The organism is Oceanobacillus profundus, from assembly GCF_003515705.1.
Classification (GTDB): Bacteria; Bacillota; Bacilli; order Bacillales; family Amphibacillaceae; genus Oceanobacillus; species Oceanobacillus profundus.
On the sequence record NZ_QWEH01000007.1, the window covers coordinates 176453 to 194705 of the forward strand.

An 18253-nucleotide genomic window follows, 5' to 3' on the forward strand; every position below is an offset into this window, starting at 1 on the left:
GGTAATGATGAGTACAAAAAACAATGATTCTAGATTGCTTTACTTGCAGGCTAGATATCACTTCGAGAAAGCAATGAAAAAGTTTGAATCTGGTCAGATAAAAAATGAGCCACAATTAATTCAAACTGTATTTCAATCATTTCAATCATTCTTCACAGAGATGGGTAAGCCACATATGATTCCACGGTATGCAGAAGAGGAAGGGCCACCGTGGAGTGAAGATTACAATAATATGATGGATGAGATAAAAGAAGACTTAATCTTACTGTTTGAAGAAATTGATATACTTGGTCGCAGCTTATACTCACATTTTAATCATAATGTTATGCAAGAAGATATTGTGGAGATGGAATATCAAGGAGTTTTGGATAAGCTTAAGGACTTAGAGATGTATGCTGGATATTCTCATGAAGGAGTTATACGATTTGGACGTGATGACTTTTTCAATGGATTTAAAATTGATTATGATCGAATTACAGGAGTTCCATTAGAGCTTACTTCCACAGGAGTATCCTTGCCACTCAGCAGTGAAGTTAAAAATGTTGCTGAGAGTGCTAAGATAACCATCGTCCCTGGAAATCAAAAACATGATGATTATATTATAGGATCGGATTCAAATGGGTTTCCTGGAAATAATAATGAAGTCTCTATGGTATCAGATGATTTATTAACTGGAACAACTGGATATCAATTCATTGGAAAAGATGATAATCACGGAAATTATGGCACGATTATTGATGGGAATCCGAATACTTGGTTTGAGTACGAAAAAGTAAATTTACGAGACCACGAAAAAAGAAAAATTACTAAAAACCTTGGATGGGATTATGTTGTTCATGGAAATAAAACATTAAGATTTGCAGAGGACCCTGACAATGGAGTCCTACGTCTTCATTTACAGATTGTATTAGAGAAAGAAGAAATCATTAACCAGGTAAACTTGAATATGTATACACCACCTAACTATGGAGCAAGACCAGCTATTGTTAAAAACATTCTAGTCTCCAATGAAACAAATGCACCTGTATCTATTTTAAGCGGAAGTAAGCAGGATACAGACTATAGTTTTAGGTTTGATCCTATGAAAGCTAAAGTCATATCTGTACTGTTAGAACAGGAGCATAAATATTTCACAGATCTTGGACACATTTTTTATGAGCAAAAGATGAATGTAGACCGCTCAACAGACTATGTGTTTGAAACCTTATCACATAAAGTGAAAGCAGAGTATGCTCCTCGTGTTGATGGGCCAAAAGTCAATTTAGAGAGCTTAGGGGTTCAAGTTGATGTTAATGAAACAAATATTCAAGCCATATACCCATTTAAGCAAGCAGAGGAAATAGGATACTCCATTGAGGATGTAACGAATGACTTGCTGCAACAAGTTGATGAAACCACCATTGAATCAGGGGTGGAACGGTTTGAAGGATGGAGATATTGTATTGGAATTCGAGATATAGAAATCCTGTCCTGTGAATACCAAGACCGTGGTGAGTTAGTTACAAAACCATATTACTTCGACAAGCCTGTAGAACGCATAGCTATATCAGCTCAAGAAACGATTGGAAACCTGTTAGCAAAAAACAGCATGATGAAATATAACTGGGTTAAATATTTTATTTCTATTGATGATGGTAAAGAGTGGAATCCAATAACACCCCTTGAACATGAAATGATACCGGAAGACCCACCAAAACTATATACCATCCAGCATGTTTCTTCAGAAGATGAGATTATTGAAGAACAGTATGGATATCTTGAGACAACACAACCTATATATTCTATGAGATTGAAAGTTGTTATCGAGCGGCCAGAGGATGAAGAGTTTGGTGTTGCAATGTTTCAAGCAAATGAAAATAGTAATGAAATACCGAATAGATATGCTAGTTCCTCATTGCAGCAGTTTAGCTTGCAAGTGCAAACATATTCGGTAGATGAGGACAATGAAGCTTCGACATTTACAGTCGATCATAGAGACTCAGGGTATGAATCTTTACCTCCGGTATTACCACCAGATGTTATTCCAACTCCACCGTCAGAGGATGTGGATGAAGATGACAGTGGCATACCCCCAGGTGGAGGATATGATCCAAGTGCTCCAAATGATCCAGTCATGATTAACTTAAATAATAATCCAGAAATATTTTGCTATGAAAGAAGTTTAAGTATTAGCGGAACAGTTACAAGCTCACTCCCTATTACGAGATTAGAATTACGTATTAATAATGAATACATTGATTTAAGCACAGTTGAAAGATATAATTTACAGCTACTTAATTATTCGTCAACAGATGAAAATTGCATAGCGTGTCAAAAGCAAGCCAGTGATGGTGTTTCTATGCAAAATCTTCAAGCATTCAACAGTAGTGATACTCAACGTGTATTTAATTGGAATATACCTTACAAGACTCTTGTAGAGTTAGGCCTTGATATTGGAGATACTGCAGCAATTCAAATCATTGCAGAAGATGAAGAAAGCATTGATACAGAAACTTTACATCTATTAGTTGAAGAGTGTCCAGAACCTGCAGAGTGCTATGAGTTGCTTTCAGTAATTATTCATTACTTCAATGAAGATGTAAATGAAATTAGAGAATTAGAGTTAGCAAAAGAACTGTTGCCATATGAGCATGATAATGGAGAGGGAGTAAACATCACAGTTGGTTGGGATAATGAGCTTCATGCTCCTGTAGTGATGATAACAGATGGCTATCATGAAGGAGAAAACGCATTTATCTTACACGCTGTGGGTATTCGTTACATGGATTATGATTACGAAGAGCAAGTAATATGGTCCCAAAATATTGCAAGGAAATCAGCTGGCGTAATAAATGAAGATCTTATGTTAGGTGCTCCTGATTCCAAAGATACATCTTGGCTTCAAGAAGTCTCTCAAGGAAACTACGAATTCACACCTAGTTTAAATCGCATTAATGATTATGTCATTATGAGTGTAGGAAACGAATTTGTAGAAAACCATTGTCCAATTGAAATACATTTCAATCCTGAAGAACATAAGAAACCAGAACAACCTCCAGTTAATTCAGGAGAAGAAGATATCTATGAATGTATTCAAATCAATAAAATTTTTGTTCAGTATTATGATACAGACCAAAAGAGGTTGCGAATAAAAACAGTTGATTTAGATGATGCGTTTAAGACAAGTTATTCTTTCCGAATGAATGATAATCAAATTAATGCGATGATTGGATGGTATGAATATCTTCAAGGAGCATCTGTCAGTATTCTTTCTGATAATAATCAGCCACTACATGTAAGTTCTGTCGGAGCATTAATAAGAGATAAACAAGGTATCGTTCGAACCATCTGGGCAAATGGAACTCGTATAAAAACAAATTTCATTGAAAAAGAAACATTAATGTATGGTCCTAAAAAAGAAGCCAGCAATCTAAGTTGGATTGCATCAAATGGAAGTGTTCTTTTGGATCAAGCTCCATATCTATACCGTGAACAGTCAGCCGTTGTCTTTTCATTTGAAAAGGAAGTAACTGAGAACTTGTGTTTATTAGATAATCCTATAGATGATTTACCTGATAAGCCATCTTTTGACTTGCTGCCACCGGTTATTCAAATTGATCCAATTGTAGATCCATTCTATTATCATAATTTAAATAATGAAACAATCTCTCTTACAGGAAAGATTACTGATGAGACAGACTTAAATAATTGGATTCTACGAAGTCTTGAAAATAGCTGGGGAGAGACTTTTAATGAAAAGAAATTAGAAGTAACTCTTAACTTGGATATTCCAATTAACATACCACCAATTGTAGAAGAGGTTGAAGAAAACAATAAGGTAGATATTGTTTTTGTTATGGATACGTCTGGTAGTATGAGTGATGAGTTGGAAAATGTTAAAAGCAATATGAGTCAATTTATTAGTTTACTGAATAACAGAGATTTAGATGTACAAATTGGTTATGTTGGAAGTCGTTTCAATGAAAGCCAGTTGCGTAGAGACATGACTCCATCATCAGAATTTAACTTTAATGATTTAGCTTTAAACTCTGGTGCCTGGGAAACATTAAATTGGAGGCAAATAACAGATACAACATATGGTGCTGCCTCATTTTATGGTCAGCTTCGACCAGATGCAAAAAAACACATTGTACTAGTTACTGATACTTACATCAATACTGATCTAACAAATGATATTATTGATGATTTAAAAATGAGACAAATAACAGTTAGCGTCATTTGGAGGGTAGGAATTGAGGATGAACCTGACTATGCTCTAATTACTGACAGTACGAACGGATTATCAGCAGATATAAACAATCCCAATTTCTATGAAGAAATGGAAGGTCTGGCACAGAAAATCATTGATTCAACTTCTCATATACCAGATAGCTCCCAGGTCATCATGATAGAAGCTGTTGATGAAGCGGGTAATAAGACAACTGAGAGCATTGTAGTTAACTTTACCGATTATAATAACCCTAATAATTAGAGAAGAGGATTAGCAATGAGTATAGGTAGAATACAATTAAATCGAACAATAGAGAAAATTATAAAGCACTACTTGAATCATGGGCGCTATCCTTCTTTTCAAACAATCACATCACACTTAAGTTCGTGGCTCCGTAAGCATCATCCAGGAGCCCCTACTTTTAAGCCGAATAAGGCCAGAAAAAAGGAAGCGTCTAATCATAAATCATATAATCAAAACATTAAAGAAATCCATACAGACTTATCTGATGCTTATCAAGCAACAATTGGACACACGAAGCAGGTTATGGATAACTTCGATTATATTGAGACAGAACGTAAGAAGCTTAAGCATGATCTCCTATTATTAGAAAAGGATATCGATAAGTTGCTTATGCTTGAGACAAACGTTGACTATCGTTACTTTGAGGGTGAAATAATTGGATTTGAAAATGCAAGCTATGTGAATCAAGAATTGAGTAGCATTTCATTGGACTTAGAAAATCAAAAAGTAACTTTAAAAGATACAAATCATCTATCAAGTAAAATCAAAATCAATCCAAGTCTTGCGAGCTTCAAGACATTAATGCCAGCAAGTCGAACCGCTGCGCTAGAGAGCCTATCAAGAGCCTTTGACGATAAAAGCAATACTGCTTGGTGGGAGGTTGTGAAAACTAAAACACCTGGATCAACTGAAGATGAATCAAGCAGCGGAATGCGAGCAGAATTAACTGTTCTCTTTGAAGAGGTAACTGTCGTAAATGAAATACGATATCTTCCACATCATGGAAAGACCGTCTCTACCAAAATAGAATTCACAGCTGATGGAAGGTCATTCCACCCGCTCCCAGGAAACCATAACTTTAGAGATGTAACAGACTTAGAGGTCTGGGAATTTGATCCAATAACCACAATTGGCTTTAAATTTATTTATGAGAAAAAAGAACATGATGACCGTTCTGCAGGACAATATCAATTTTACTTTGGAGCAAAAGATATTTCCTTCTTTCAAAAAAAATATGAATCAGAAGGCATATTGTATACAGAACCAATTGCTTTTAATATGCCCGTGCGTGTATTGAGTATGGAAGCGAATCATAGTCTTCCATCAGGAACAGCTGTCGATTATGAAGTAGCTGTCTATCGAAATGATAAAGTTGTTAATGAATTAAATTGGCATCCAATTAGCTCATTAGATGATGCAAATCCTAGATACAGTCAATACATCGAGTTTAATACAAAGTATTATCGAACCGCTCATATGCAAAAAGCAGAAGCAACCGGTGAAATTATAAACGGTATGAGGTTATTCCGCTTAATAAAGGATAATGGAGAACCTATTATTTCAGAGATATGGGATAGTGTTGAATTAGGAACTGAAAAAGAAACATTTGATAACATCAAAAATGCAAAGCTGTTTCGTGGAATTAATCAATGGAAAAGAGAAAGAATCTATACACCATTCAGTGGGGAAGTACCATTAAACCATGTATGGAATGACATATACAATAAGCGACCAGAAAACATTAAAATTGATTACCTACCTATTAGTAATACATTAGATTTAACAGGATCCGAAGGTGGGAAGCGAGATAACTTTTTCCGATTCACAACCTGTGTCTATGTAGATGAAGAGAAAGTTCAACCGCTTAGTCTCTCACTCATTAAAACACTTTCTAATGGAATACGAAATCGATTAGGGACCTATGCTGTCTATATTAATCAGCAACGTCAGAAAACAACACACGATGAAGTAACAATGACTTTAAATCCAGGTTGGAATGAAATTATGATTCTTTATCACTGGGGAAATATGCAGGAGAGGAAAGACTTGCCTGCAGACATACTTCCAGATGAAACCTATCTAGGAAAATTTAATTTCTTAGATCAAACTAAAATTCGTGCTGATATACAACCAATGACATTCATTGAGAAGGACAGACTTTTTTATAATGTGTCTCCTAATAACCGGAGTTATTTCACAATACATGAAAGACAAGTAGTTTTAAATTACCTGCCAAGCAATTGTTTATTCCAATTTAGATATGAAGCAGACATCTCTGAGGAACTAGCCATGCAAGAATTAATCTTACGAGCTACTTTAAAAAGAAGCAATGGCAATTCCAATGCTACACCATCTATTAATCAATTAAAATTAAGAATCCGATGAGGTGAAACAGATGCAGCAAGTCACTATACAAAGTAACAATACTATTATAATCGGCAAAGACACAAAGCTTACTGCTCAAGAAATGATATCGAAAGAAGTAAAGAGTTTTAAGTGGAGCTTTGACAATATAGCTCTGATTGAAAAAGAAAGTAATAAATCTTCCTTAACCATTGAACCACTATTGTCAGGTAGCTATTCTATTCAATATCAGGCAATCGTAGAAATAGATAGTAACCAAATTAATTATGAAGGAAAACTAACGATAGAAGTAAATAAAGAAATAGCAATAAAAACCAATATTGAACAACCTAAAGAGATAATTGAAGAAGAGGGCAAGGATGTCAATCCTTATCATGCCCTCTTAACAGAACATATTCCAACGACTGAAGGACAGCTTCCTCATGTTATAAAAAGAAATGCTCGTTATCGGGGACCAAGAGAATCTGATAAGGTATTGAATCGTAACTATGAACAAGCTTTTGACTTGCGAAAACACACAAAAATAATTGAAAATCAAACAGATTTGTTAAATAAGTCTTTGGATATTTGGTTTCTTGGTGAATTGGGAGATAAAACCATTAATCGTGCAATAAAAGCAGAGAATGTATATCAGGCATCTTCTCAGCAGTCAAGATACGGACTTAACAGTTCAGAGCTTGTAAGCGGATATAGGGATATTGTGGTAAAATTAAATAATGAGCTTGTTGACACTTCACATTATTCTATTGAAGGAAATGATTTAATTATTGATATAAATGCTGCAGGAATTACAGAAGAGACAGCTGTTCTTCATATTAGCTATGATGTAATTATTACAATCAAAGAAGAAGAAATTCAAGGACTTCATGCTTTGATGAGTAGATTTTCAAATATTGATGAGCGGATTTCTGAAATGAAAAGGAGGTATATGACATATGAAAATGCCTATCAGTAAGCCTGGCAAAGCACGATTTAGAGGGCCAACATCATCTAATGACTACAATGTAACAGAAGACGACTTATATCTTGATTTATTGAATCTGTTTCAAGAAAGTAATAATAATAAAAATAAACTAAGAGAAGCATTTCAAGCTATTCTTGCAGAAAATATTGCTTTACAGAACTACGCTGAAAAGCTTGAGAGTGAATTGAATGAGCTAGAGGTAAAGCTAAATGTTATTGATAAAAGAAATGAGTTTTACAATGGTCGCTTCTTTAAAACAGGTTTTGTATCCGATATGCGCACTGAGTATTTGCTAGCAGATCAGAATGAAAATGATACAGGCTTGCGAGGGGAAATCGATATTCATCATCGTTTTGCTACGCTGCCATTGATTAGTCAAACACCTAAAACACATGTATTAGATAAAAACAATAACATCATTGTGCCCGATTCATTAGAAGTTGAAGTTACAAGTCAAACAAATGGTGACGTAGAGGAAAACAATATTATGAATGCCTTTAATGGTGATAAGCACTCATACTGGAGAAGAGAGGTGTCTTATGATCCTTTATCTGCTCCACAGAAAGAATCTGTCACTATAGAAGTAAACATTCCCTCTAATTTAGTGAATAATTTAAATATCAACACCATCAACATCAACCCTCATCCAGAGAGAGGAGTTGAAATAACAAATGTAGAAATGCATTACAATAACGCTTGGGCTACAATTGACGGATTCAGACAGGATGAACTATCAGATACTCGTCAATTATCTCCAAAACGAAAGTGGTATTTTGCAAGTAGGCCGGTTCAAAGGATCAGGATTACATTGACACAGCACTATCCTTTACAAGTTGGAGAAAAAAAGGTATTTGTAATAGGTGCACAAGATATTGGTATTCATCTAAGTTCATTCGATACAAATGGTGGTTTTGTTTTAGTCCCAGTCAATATGGCAGATGTAGGTATGTACTCTATCGATAGTGTAGAGCCAATCTTCTTAAATGAAAGAGCATTGAGTTATTCTAAAGTTTTAGATGATCTTGAAGGGAATATTTACGACTTCAGCATTCTTAAAGAACAAAATGGATATCTGCAAGCAATAGGAGAAAGTGAATGGACGAATCAAATCAGTAAGCAGCTATGGGTTAAAATACACTTATATCCAGACCCAAATAATGGAGTCAATCCATGTCTACACGCTTTGCGATTACATTATTCTAAAGTATAAGTACGAAGTTTATTAGAGAGGAGGATAATTATGTTACGTTTTTCATTTGAGCGTATCTTTTCTGTCAGCAATCTGACACCAGAAGCCGGAGCACTTACATCTTTAGGATTGATATTTGGTCCCTTTATTAATTACTTCTACGGAGATGGGAGGGGACACTTCATCACAGCTTTATCTATGATTATTTTAATGGATTGGATAACAGGTGTCATTGCTTCTAGAAAAGATGGCACGTATACATCAGAATACGGCATTGAAGGCATATTTAGAACCATGGTTATTCTGATGTTGCCAGCATTAGCGAATTTCCTTGATAAAATGTTAGGTACACCAGGATTCCTGTTCTACGGTATAACATTTGGTCTATCATACCATATCTTACAGAGTTTTATTGCAAATTCCGTAAGAGCAAAGTGGGATAAATGGATTCCAAATAGTGTGATTGAAAAAGCAGCTTCTGAAATTAAAGCAAAAACAATTAGAGCTGAAAAAAGAAAGTCAGTTATTGAGCAATCTGAAGGTAAATAGCTCAATTCGTAGAAATAACAAGCATTTGAAATGCATTACAAAATATTTGCAAATAAATCTTGCTATAGGTGTTTGTATCTGTTAATATAGGAAATGTAATACATTACATTTCGAATAAAACAGGAGTGAATGATGATATGAATAATGTAGCAGACCGTTTTTTACCACAAACGTTAGAAGATATTACAACAGTTAAAAAAAGATTAAAAGAATGTAAAGAAGAATGGCTAGAAACGAAGCCAGGAAGAGGACAAAAATATATAGGTCATAACACAGCAAGACAGATTCTTGATAATGCAGTAAAAGATATTACATATTGGGATTTTGGCATTATCAAGCAATGGAAAGAAGAAGTAAATGCTTATAACAAAAACCAGAACCAATGGTATTTTGATGGATATGTATATCATGTTCAAGGTTATATGTACATTCCTGGAATAGGAAGAAGAGAGCAGTTCGGTTCTAAAGTCGCTATAGGTGGAAAAGATAACCAAGACTCTGCATATAAGGCAGCTACATCTAATTGTTTCACAAAGTGTGCTTCCATGTTCGGAGTAGGAGAAGATATTTACTCTAAGATTAAAGTTCAAGATGAACAAGAAGTTCAACAAGCGGCTTATCAACAGCAGCAACAATGGGGTCAACAAGCACAGCAACAACAAAACTACAACCAACAGCAAAATTATCAACAGAATTATCAACAACAACCACAACAGTGGAATCAGCAGACCCAACAGCAAATGCAACAGCAACCAATGCAAGAGACACAACAAGTACAACAGCAGCAGGGGTTTAATCAAAATCAGCAATGGGGTGCAAACCCAAATTTTCATAATGGCCAACAGCAATATAATCAGCAACAAGAATCACCTGCTGTTGGCCCAATAAATCAGAATGATTTATTAGCAGTTGACAGATCGGTTTACAACAATCAGGTGGAAGTCCCTTTTGAGAATGTGCAACAGCAGCAGTATCAAGCTGAAGCGAAACCAGAAGCGGAACAAAGTCAGTATCAAGCAATCGAGCAACAGCCAGCAAAAGAAGTATCTTACGGAGCACCTGTAGATGTTGAGAAGACTGAAAAAACAGAAAACAAACCAAGCGGAGAAGCTCCAACAACTGGAACTAATCCATGGCAAGAGCAAGGTGTTATTGTAGAGTTGCAAAAATATGCACAGCATAAAGCTCGTTTAAATGCGGAGGATGACGAAAAGATGATTCCTTATTTGAGGGATTACTTTAAAGATGAGAGTGCAACATTCTCCACTATTACGCCAGAGAATTTACCTGCATTCAATGTTTACTTAGAGAATATTTCGGTTTAAGAAGGTGAAATGATGAATCAAATTTATGACCTTGCTTACTATTTTACAGTAAATGTTCTAAGAAAACCGGAGCACAATACAGCTCGTATTCATAATGCTTGTCAATCAATACAGAATCTTTGTGGAGTAGGGTGGACCTTAGACGCATTAAAGGCAGAAATTGATGCATTTCAAAGAGACTATCCTTCACTTCTAGCAAATATTTATCATTTAGAAGAAGTGATAGGAAATAAAAAGCCACCAAATAACTTAATTGAAGAAGATGTGTTTTATTATCATAATCATTTGAGAATAACATCATCTCCAAGTAAGCTGGTTCTAAATAAAGAGACACGTCAATACGAACGGGTAGAAGAAGAGTTCTTTCTTGAAATGAAAGCATTCTTTACAATCGAAGACTTATTAAAATACTGGTATGAATCAAACGGAATGAGATCGACCAACCATCATATAAAACAAGATACCGGTCGTTTCAAATATCTGTTAGATTTTTACGACATAGATGAAGTATTATTTATGATTGATATTGCACAGCAGCAACGTGCTTTATTTGACTTAAGGCCTTTAACCAATGCTTTTCAATTAGAAAAATATGTAGAAGATGCAAGAAAAAAGATCAAAGAAAAACAAAACATACACTTATTGAAAGGGATTAATCATGTTATACCAAGAAAGGTAGTGTAATTGTGGGGGAGCAAGAAAATATATTTGTGGAATGTGGAGCAGATCTGAATCACTTTAAGTATAAGTTTAGAAGAAAGCAGTTTATGTGGCCAAGTCAAACTGAATTATTCCGTCAGCATTATAATAATATCGGTGTATACCAAACTGTCATGCATTACATTGACCCAGTATGGATGCAAGATGATAAAGGTAAAGTGGTTATAGATGCAGCAAAAAGCTTGAAGTTTGGGAATTTCTATCTAGATTTTGATTATCCAATCACCAGTGATGAAGATTACCAAAAAATTAAAGCAGATGTATTGAAGGCGATCCGTTATTTAACAATTATCTTATCAATTGATATTAGTCAGATTCAATTCTTCTTCAGTGGAAATAAAGGGATTCACTTAGTAGTTGATGCTGCAGTGATGGGGTTAAAACCACATCAAGCATTAAATGAGGTATATCGAGACATCGCAAAAGACATTGCTAAGTTTTGTGAAAATGAAACAATAGATTTACGTGTATATGACAATAAACGTATGTTTCGAATGCCGAATAGTGTAAATAAAAAAAGTGGTCTATATAAAGTACCTTTAACTGTAAAGGAATTTAAAGAATGCAAGTACCAGGACATATTGGAAATAGCAAAAAGTCCAAGAGAAATTAAAGCACCAACAGTCATCTTTTCTCCAAAAGCAAAGCAAGCTTTTGAAAAGTATGTGGACTCTTGGACAGAGAGATTAGAGAACGTTGAAAAGTTTGATGGAAAAATTAAAGAGTTAAAAGTATTACCGCCATGTATTAAGCGCATGCAAGAAAAGGTGTTTAAAGAAACCATTGATGAGCGTAACAACAGTGCAACTGCATTAACGAATTTCTACTTCCAGCAAGGAATGGAAAAAGAAGAAGCGCTTCATCGTATGACGATATGGGGAGAAGAGAATTGTGTTCCTTCTCTTAAAAGAAATGAAATTGAAGTAGTTGTAAACTCTGTGTATCGTGGACATTATCGTTATGGATGTCAGACATTTAAAGAGCTAAGCGGGGTGTGCGAGCGTGAAATATGTCCACTGTTTAATGATGCTTTTAATGTAAGTGAGGGGGAACAAAATGCAGAATGATACATCTTTTCAACAAATGATGAAGCAAATGGAGCATCAAATGAGACAAGATCAAGACGCTTTTGTCTATGACAATGAGAATGATAAACGTATTCATATATCGGATCCTCATAAAGCATTAGGTGAGACATTTAACACTCATGCAGAGCGCATGCTTCACCGTATTGGTCGTGTAGATAATTACACATGGAATAGAGATGAAAATGGTGGAATAGATACAGGTTTTACAGATTTTAACGAATCTGTAGATGGTGGCTTGCAGCCTGGATTAATATTATTCGGAGCGGCTCCAAACGTAGGTAAGTCTGCTTTTATGCTACAAATGATGAAACAAATATCTCGATTAAATGAAAATGTTTATTGTGAATATCATTCTCGTGATGATAGTATCTACGAATTAATGCCGAGATACATAGCATGTGACCAGCACATTACCATTAGTCAGGCAAAAAATCCCAAAAAATATGCAGATGATGAAGAGATTATGCGTCTGCGTAATGAGGGTTTAAAAAACCTATACCGCTATTCAGACCGCTTTGTCATGATGGATGCAGAAGAAAGCCCGCAAACCATTGAAGCATTAGAAGATCATATAAAGGATTTAAGAATGAATCTTCCTGAAGGTACTAGGATCGTATTAGGAATTGATAGTTTTTATGACCTGCAGACAGATAAAAAGTTTGGTGGAAATCAGCAAGAAGAAATTAAATACATCGCTAAAACTTTAAAGCAATATGCTCAAACATATGATTTAGTTGTTATGTGTACAGCTCATCTGCGTAAAACAGGGAACAAAAGGCCAATCAATGATGATTTAAAAGAAAACAACGTTATTGAGTATGAAGCAAACTTATTGTGTTTGATGTATAACGAAGTAGGTATTAAAGAAGAAGGTGCTGATATTCATTGGATCAGCGAGGATTCTGAAAAGAAAATGCCAGTTGTTGAAGTGCGTTTCAGTAAGAACAAAATGGACTCTTACAAAGGGACTCGATTTTTTGAATTTATACCTGAGCAATCACTATTTATACAATCATCCGAAGAAGCGTCAAAACGTTATTCTTCACTAATCTATCAATAATTTGAGGGGGAATTAAATTGATTACACATTTTGTATCTAATGAGTTTTACAGCAGTATGTTAGAGGAGCTTGAAAATAAAAAGGAAAAAATAGCATTTATCTTGCAGCACTTTCCTGATACAAGAGAGAATGACAACCTACTATGTAGCATGTATTGGAAGTTGGTTGAAAATGTAGAACATGTTGACGATATCGCACGAGCTACTAAATCAGAAGTAATCCGAAGAGCAAGGCAAAAAATTCAAAACGAAAGAGGGCTATACTTACCATCGGATCCAGATGTTATAAGGCGTCGTCGGTTAACCGCAATAGATATGAGAGAAAATATCCATACAGTTTAGGAGGGATTCTTTTGAGCAAATCAACTCATTTGCAAAAATTCGTAGAAGATATGATGCGCCAAAAATTTATGCTTGATGATACACAAGCTAGCTATAAAAGAATGCAAAGCCGTATTCGTGAAAGAATTATAGATCAAAGTGAATTTATTAAAGAAGTAGCAGAAGAAGCTAAAGAACAATTTGTGTTCCGCAAAGAAGAAGATGAAGGTAATTTACAAAACATTAATCAAATTATAATTGAACAGCATGAACTGATTGAAGCTATTGTAAGAGATGTTTACTTTCATATGCTAGAGTTATCAAGCTCTGAGATTAATAGTTCTGGATTTGTCACTCATATTATTACTGTAGATGAAAACACGGAATATGACAAAGAGAGCAAAGTTATTAAATTTGAGAATGCAGGCAGAGCAGAAATTCCAATTGCAACAACTCTTCGCAAGTGGTCTGATGCATCACAATTAAGAATACTTCCGAAAAGAAATAATGACAGGGGAGCTAATTAAATATGTTATTCTCTTACTATTTTGATACAGATAAGCAGCATGTTGTAAACTGCGGTGTAGATATTACATCTGTAAATGAAAAAGCCAGTCGTGAAGTCGAAATCATTTTCACAGCTTACATTGAAGAGTTGTCAGATGGCTTATTGTTGAAAAGAGAAAGCGTTAATCGTATTTTTACTTTTCCATTTAATCCTTCAGATTCATCTAATCATGATATTGATTTTCTTCGCAAGCGATATGCAGATGAACAGAAGTGGATACTTGAAGTAAGGAATAACAAAAACTCTTCTCAAAATATTGCAATTGGGCTTGTTTCAGATACAGCGACCAGGAATCCGCTTGGTTTAGATATTATCCATGACAGTAATCTTTATGATAGTGAAGTTAGAGCAAATAACTTATCTGAAATAGATCAGCAGGAAAGAGGGCCAATTATTAAACAAACAATGGCTTATGCTAACTTTACAGAACTTGGGTATCCTAAAGGTTTTATTTCTCGGACAGGACAGCAGGATAATAATCTTAAGCTAATAAAGGCTAATGAATTTACACAAAACTTTTTAGAAGATATTCCAGAGAATGTTCCATTTGTTATAGAAATGAATATTGCTCCAGAAAGTTTTGATATGAAATACGAGGGCGACTCTTTTCTTCAAGTCAACGTCCCAGGATTAGGTGTCATGAAAGCCTATCAAGATAAAATTACTTATTTAAAAGACACACAATCTTCAGGACAGGAAATTGTTACCGCCTTTGATGAATTAAAGAATCTATCAGATTTTTATAGCAGCGGATTTACATCTGACTCTAACCTTTTAATCGAAGGTGATGGTAGAGGAAGTTTGGTACTTCGATATGGGAATAAGCAGATTCATACAACATACAATGCAGAAACTGTTTTAAGCGCATTTGGTATGAGGGGCGCTATAACAAGTAGAGCCATTGAGCTTCCACAAGAGTTGCTTTCAGAAAACTGGTTAAAGCATAAGATTGACAACATTCATGTATTTTACAATAAATAATTAGGAGATGATTTCATGTTAATAGGACCTACAGTTTCAGTTGAAGAGCTAGAAAAGGCTATGGAAAATAAACAAACTGCTAATAAAAAAACAGAGGATGTCATAATTGGTGAACTGGAAAACCTTTATGTCAAGCTTGGCACACTTGATAAATATATCTTTGAAGATGGTCAAAGAGTTTTAAATGAAAAACATTTCAAAACCAAAACCCTCTATGAAGAAAAGGAAAAAGAATTAGAAGAAATCCAAAACAGTATCAGATTCATAAATAAAAAATTAGACGAAATTCAAGAGCTTGAAAACATGAAAGAAATTGAATTTGATAAAGCCAAAGAAAGAGTCACACTCACTTTAAATGATTGCATCCTGTTAGGTGTTGAGACTGACTGATGAATAAAATCGATCGTGATGCACTTAGAGAGCAATATGAAAAAACTAGGATAAAGCGTGTGGATTTAAATGCTAATAGTCGGGACGTTTATGGAAATGAAGATATGATGAACCTTCCAAGGCACCAAACAAATTGCCCAAGCTTTGTAGAATGTCCTATTGACTATAAGTGCAGAAATTATAATCCAACATATGTAGCATGCGTTACATGTCCCCTTCATAAGACAGATGGAATTTGTCATAAGAAAGAGCTACATAATGAAAAAACTTACAACATGATTATCACTCGTCAAAGAGTTGATATTGATAAAATCGATGCAATACGTAAGCTGACAAAGCATTAAAAAAGGAGAATTTTAAATGACTGACATTTTTAAAAAAGAAATTGAAGAATTAGAGAATATGGATTTTCAAGTATTTGTTAGTAATGCAATTCAAATTGCACCAGAAAGTTTTAAATCTGATGAGTCTTTAATTGAGTATACTCGCAAAGTATTTCGTGTTGTAGATGAAATGCTAGCAATTGATAGGATAACGGGTTATGTTCGTGACGCAATTCTTGCAGGTGTCTTGCTGTCAGACTTAGCTGTCAATGAAGACCCTAAATATAGCAGCATTCATCCTTTATTAGTAAGACCATTAATCGAGGACTTTAAAGGTGATTTAGCGGTTCAGTTGTGGGAAGCTACCTTGAATATTGTTGAAGCTCATGAAGGTTCTAAAACACCAATTGATAAACTTGCACCAAAACCAGGAACTCCTGAGCATTTAGTTGCTTTGGCAAATCAGATTGTTCGCTCTGAATCAATTGAAGTAAAAATCTAAAATGAAGGAGTGTAACCATGCATGTTGGTGATGTCGTAACATACTTTTACTTAAATTATGATTTTCAACACGTAATTACGGAAGAAGATTTAAAGAAGGGTTATATAACGATCATACGAGAAGACATCAAATGCAAGATACACCTGCCATTACATCTATTAACAATCATTGAAAGGGGGTGAACAATATGGAAAATGAAGTACTACAAGACGTTATGCTTACTGCAACTATACTTATACCAATACTTGCGGCATTAGTGGAAGTATTAAAGAAAGCAGTTAAGCTTCCAAAGAATTTATTGCCATTAATTAGTGTCGTTCTAGGCTTGATATTAGGAGTTGTTTCATACAAATTCACAGACCTTGATTTAGTCTTAAGGCTATGGGCTGGAGCGTTTGCTGGTTTAGCAGGAACTGGATTGTTTGAAGCACTTAAAACAAGGATTGGTACAACGAAATAAAAATAAAATGCTCTCTATATTTAGTGTGGAGGGCATTTTATTTTGTCAACATCTTGATTTATTTTTTATATGACTTATAATTATAGATACTGTTATGAAATGCATTACAATTATGATATAGAGGAGATATGAAAAATGCGTGTAGAAACTGAAGTAAAGTATGATTTTTTAATTGATTACCTTGTTAATGAATCGTGTAGAGGTTTAAAAGTAGATAAAGAGTTAATAAAAGATAAAGCTATGAAAGCTAACCCACTAGAAGAAGAAAAAGTATACGACACACTAATTAAAACAGCACTTGAAAACATTGACGAAGCAAATGGGGATTATACATACTTTGCTAGTAGAGTGTATTTGAAAAACTTATATAAACATGCTGCAAACAACCGAGGATACGTATTAAAAGAACATGCAAGTCCTTATGGTGACTTCAATGAATTAATTGCTACGCTTACTCAAGAAGGAATTTACAATCCAGTCCTAGAACAAAAATACGGTAAAGCTGAAATAAAAGAGCTTGGACATGAAATTAATCCTTACCAAGATTTACTTTTTGATTATCTTGGCATTTATACACTTTCTACACGTTACCTGGCAACGGACCATGACAAGAATGTATATGAGTTGCCACAAGAGCGGTGGATGATTATTGCAATGCATCTTATGCAAGACGAAGACCCATCAAAAAGATTAGAACTTGTTAAAGAAGCATATTGGGCTCTAAGCAATCTTTATATGACAGTTGCTACACCAACATTAGCAAACGCAGGAAAAACGCATGGGCAGCTATCCAGTTGCTTTATTGATACAGTAGATGATGATCTTCATTCTATCTATGATAGCAACTCTGATATTGCTCAGATCTCCAAAAATGGTGGTGGTCTAGGCGTATATATGGGTAGAGTTCGATCAAGAGGAAGTTCTATCAAAGGATTTAAAGGAATGTCTAGTGGTGTTGTGCCATGGATTAAGCAGCTGAATAATACAGCGGTAAGCGTTGACCAACTTGGAGCACGAAAAGGTGCAATCGCTATTTACTTAGATATCTGGCATAAAGATATTGAATACTTCCTTGATTTAAAGTTAAACAATGGGGATGACCGCATGCGTGCCCATGACATTTTCACGGGAGTTTGCTTGCCGGATTATTTCATGGAGCAGGTTGAACAGCGCGGTGAGTGGCATCTATTCGATCCACATGAAGTACGCCAAGTGA

General features: G+C 34.9%; 17 protein-coding genes. All 17 read left to right on the top strand.

The window, feature by feature from the left end:
* Window positions 1-7 precede the first annotated feature (7 nt).
* Window positions 8-4471, top strand: coding sequence for a vWA domain-containing protein (locus tag D1B32_RS12340; protein ID WP_158586262.1), 4464 nt, complete (start codon window positions 8-10; stop codon window positions 4469-4471).
* Window positions 4472-4486: 15 nt separating this feature from the next.
* Entirely contained in the window at window positions 4487-6619 is a 2133-nt protein-coding gene (locus D1B32_RS12345; RefSeq protein WP_118889579.1) for a hypothetical protein, read from the top strand.
* A 10-nt stretch (window positions 6620-6629) separates the two neighbouring features.
* Window positions 6630-7553, top strand: coding sequence for a hypothetical protein (locus D1B32_RS12350; protein WP_118889580.1), 924 nt, complete (start codon window positions 6630-6632; stop codon window positions 7551-7553).
* On the top strand, window positions 7534-8772 hold the full coding sequence (locus tag D1B32_RS12355) for a hypothetical protein (RefSeq protein ID WP_118889581.1): 1239 nt from the start codon (window positions 7534-7536) through the stop codon (window positions 8770-8772). The genes D1B32_RS12350 and D1B32_RS12355 overlap by 20 nt, the downstream gene beginning before the upstream one ends.
* A 30-nt stretch (window positions 8773-8802) precedes the next feature.
* A complete protein-coding gene (locus D1B32_RS12360; RefSeq protein WP_118889582.1) occupies window positions 8803-9300 on the top strand; it encodes a phage holin family protein, TcdE/UtxA-related in 498 nt (165 codons plus the stop codon).
* A gap of 137 nt (window positions 9301-9437) precedes the next feature.
* Window positions 9438-10625, top strand: coding sequence for a hypothetical protein (locus tag D1B32_RS24090; RefSeq protein ID WP_187393152.1), 1188 nt, complete (start codon window positions 9438-9440; stop codon window positions 10623-10625).
* Window positions 10626-10637: 12 nt separating this feature from the next.
* A complete protein-coding gene (locus tag D1B32_RS12370; RefSeq protein ID WP_118889583.1) occupies window positions 10638-11309 on the top strand; it encodes a hypothetical protein in 672 nt (223 codons plus the stop codon).
* A gap of 2 nt (window positions 11310-11311) precedes the next feature.
* Window positions 11312-12412: a primase C-terminal domain-containing protein gene (locus D1B32_RS12375; protein ID WP_240033784.1), complete on the top strand. Its 1101-nt coding sequence runs from the start codon at window positions 11312-11314 to the stop codon at window positions 12410-12412.
* On the top strand, window positions 12402-13493 hold the full coding sequence (locus D1B32_RS12380) for a DnaB-like helicase C-terminal domain-containing protein (protein ID WP_118889585.1): 1092 nt from the start codon (window positions 12402-12404) through the stop codon (window positions 13491-13493). Before D1B32_RS12375 ends, D1B32_RS12380 begins: the two co-directional genes overlap by 11 nt.
* A 17-nt stretch (window positions 13494-13510) precedes the next feature.
* Window positions 13511-13834, top strand: a complete 324-nt coding sequence (locus tag D1B32_RS12385; protein WP_240033785.1) for a hypothetical protein — start codon at window positions 13511-13513, stop codon at window positions 13832-13834.
* Between the two features lie 11 nt (window positions 13835-13845).
* Complete coding sequence (locus D1B32_RS12390; RefSeq protein WP_118889586.1) at window positions 13846-14340, top strand: hypothetical protein; 495 nt, start codon at window positions 13846-13848, stop codon at window positions 14338-14340.
* 2 nt (window positions 14341-14342) lie between these two features.
* A complete protein-coding gene (locus D1B32_RS12395) occupies window positions 14343-15362 on the top strand; it encodes a hypothetical protein (RefSeq protein WP_118889587.1) in 1020 nt (339 codons plus the stop codon).
* A 15-nt stretch (window positions 15363-15377) separates the two neighbouring features.
* Entirely contained in the window at window positions 15378-15752 is a 375-nt protein-coding gene (locus D1B32_RS12400; RefSeq protein ID WP_118889588.1) for a hypothetical protein, read from the top strand.
* On the top strand, window positions 15752-16096 hold the full coding sequence (locus D1B32_RS12405) for a hypothetical protein (protein ID WP_118889589.1): 345 nt from the start codon (window positions 15752-15754) through the stop codon (window positions 16094-16096). The genes D1B32_RS12400 and D1B32_RS12405 overlap by 1 nt, the downstream gene beginning before the upstream one ends.
* Before the next feature lie 16 nt (window positions 16097-16112).
* Window positions 16113-16577, top strand: a complete 465-nt coding sequence (locus D1B32_RS12410; RefSeq protein ID WP_118889590.1) for a hypothetical protein — start codon at window positions 16113-16115, stop codon at window positions 16575-16577.
* Between the two features lie 187 nt (window positions 16578-16764).
* Complete coding sequence (locus D1B32_RS12415) at window positions 16765-17037, top strand: holin (protein ID WP_118889591.1); 273 nt, start codon at window positions 16765-16767, stop codon at window positions 17035-17037.
* 135 nt (window positions 17038-17172) lie between these two features.
* Window positions 17173-18253: ribonucleotide reductase barrel domain-containing protein (locus D1B32_RS12420; RefSeq protein ID WP_275669471.1), on the top strand; the 1081-nt coding region annotated here is incomplete at its 3' end.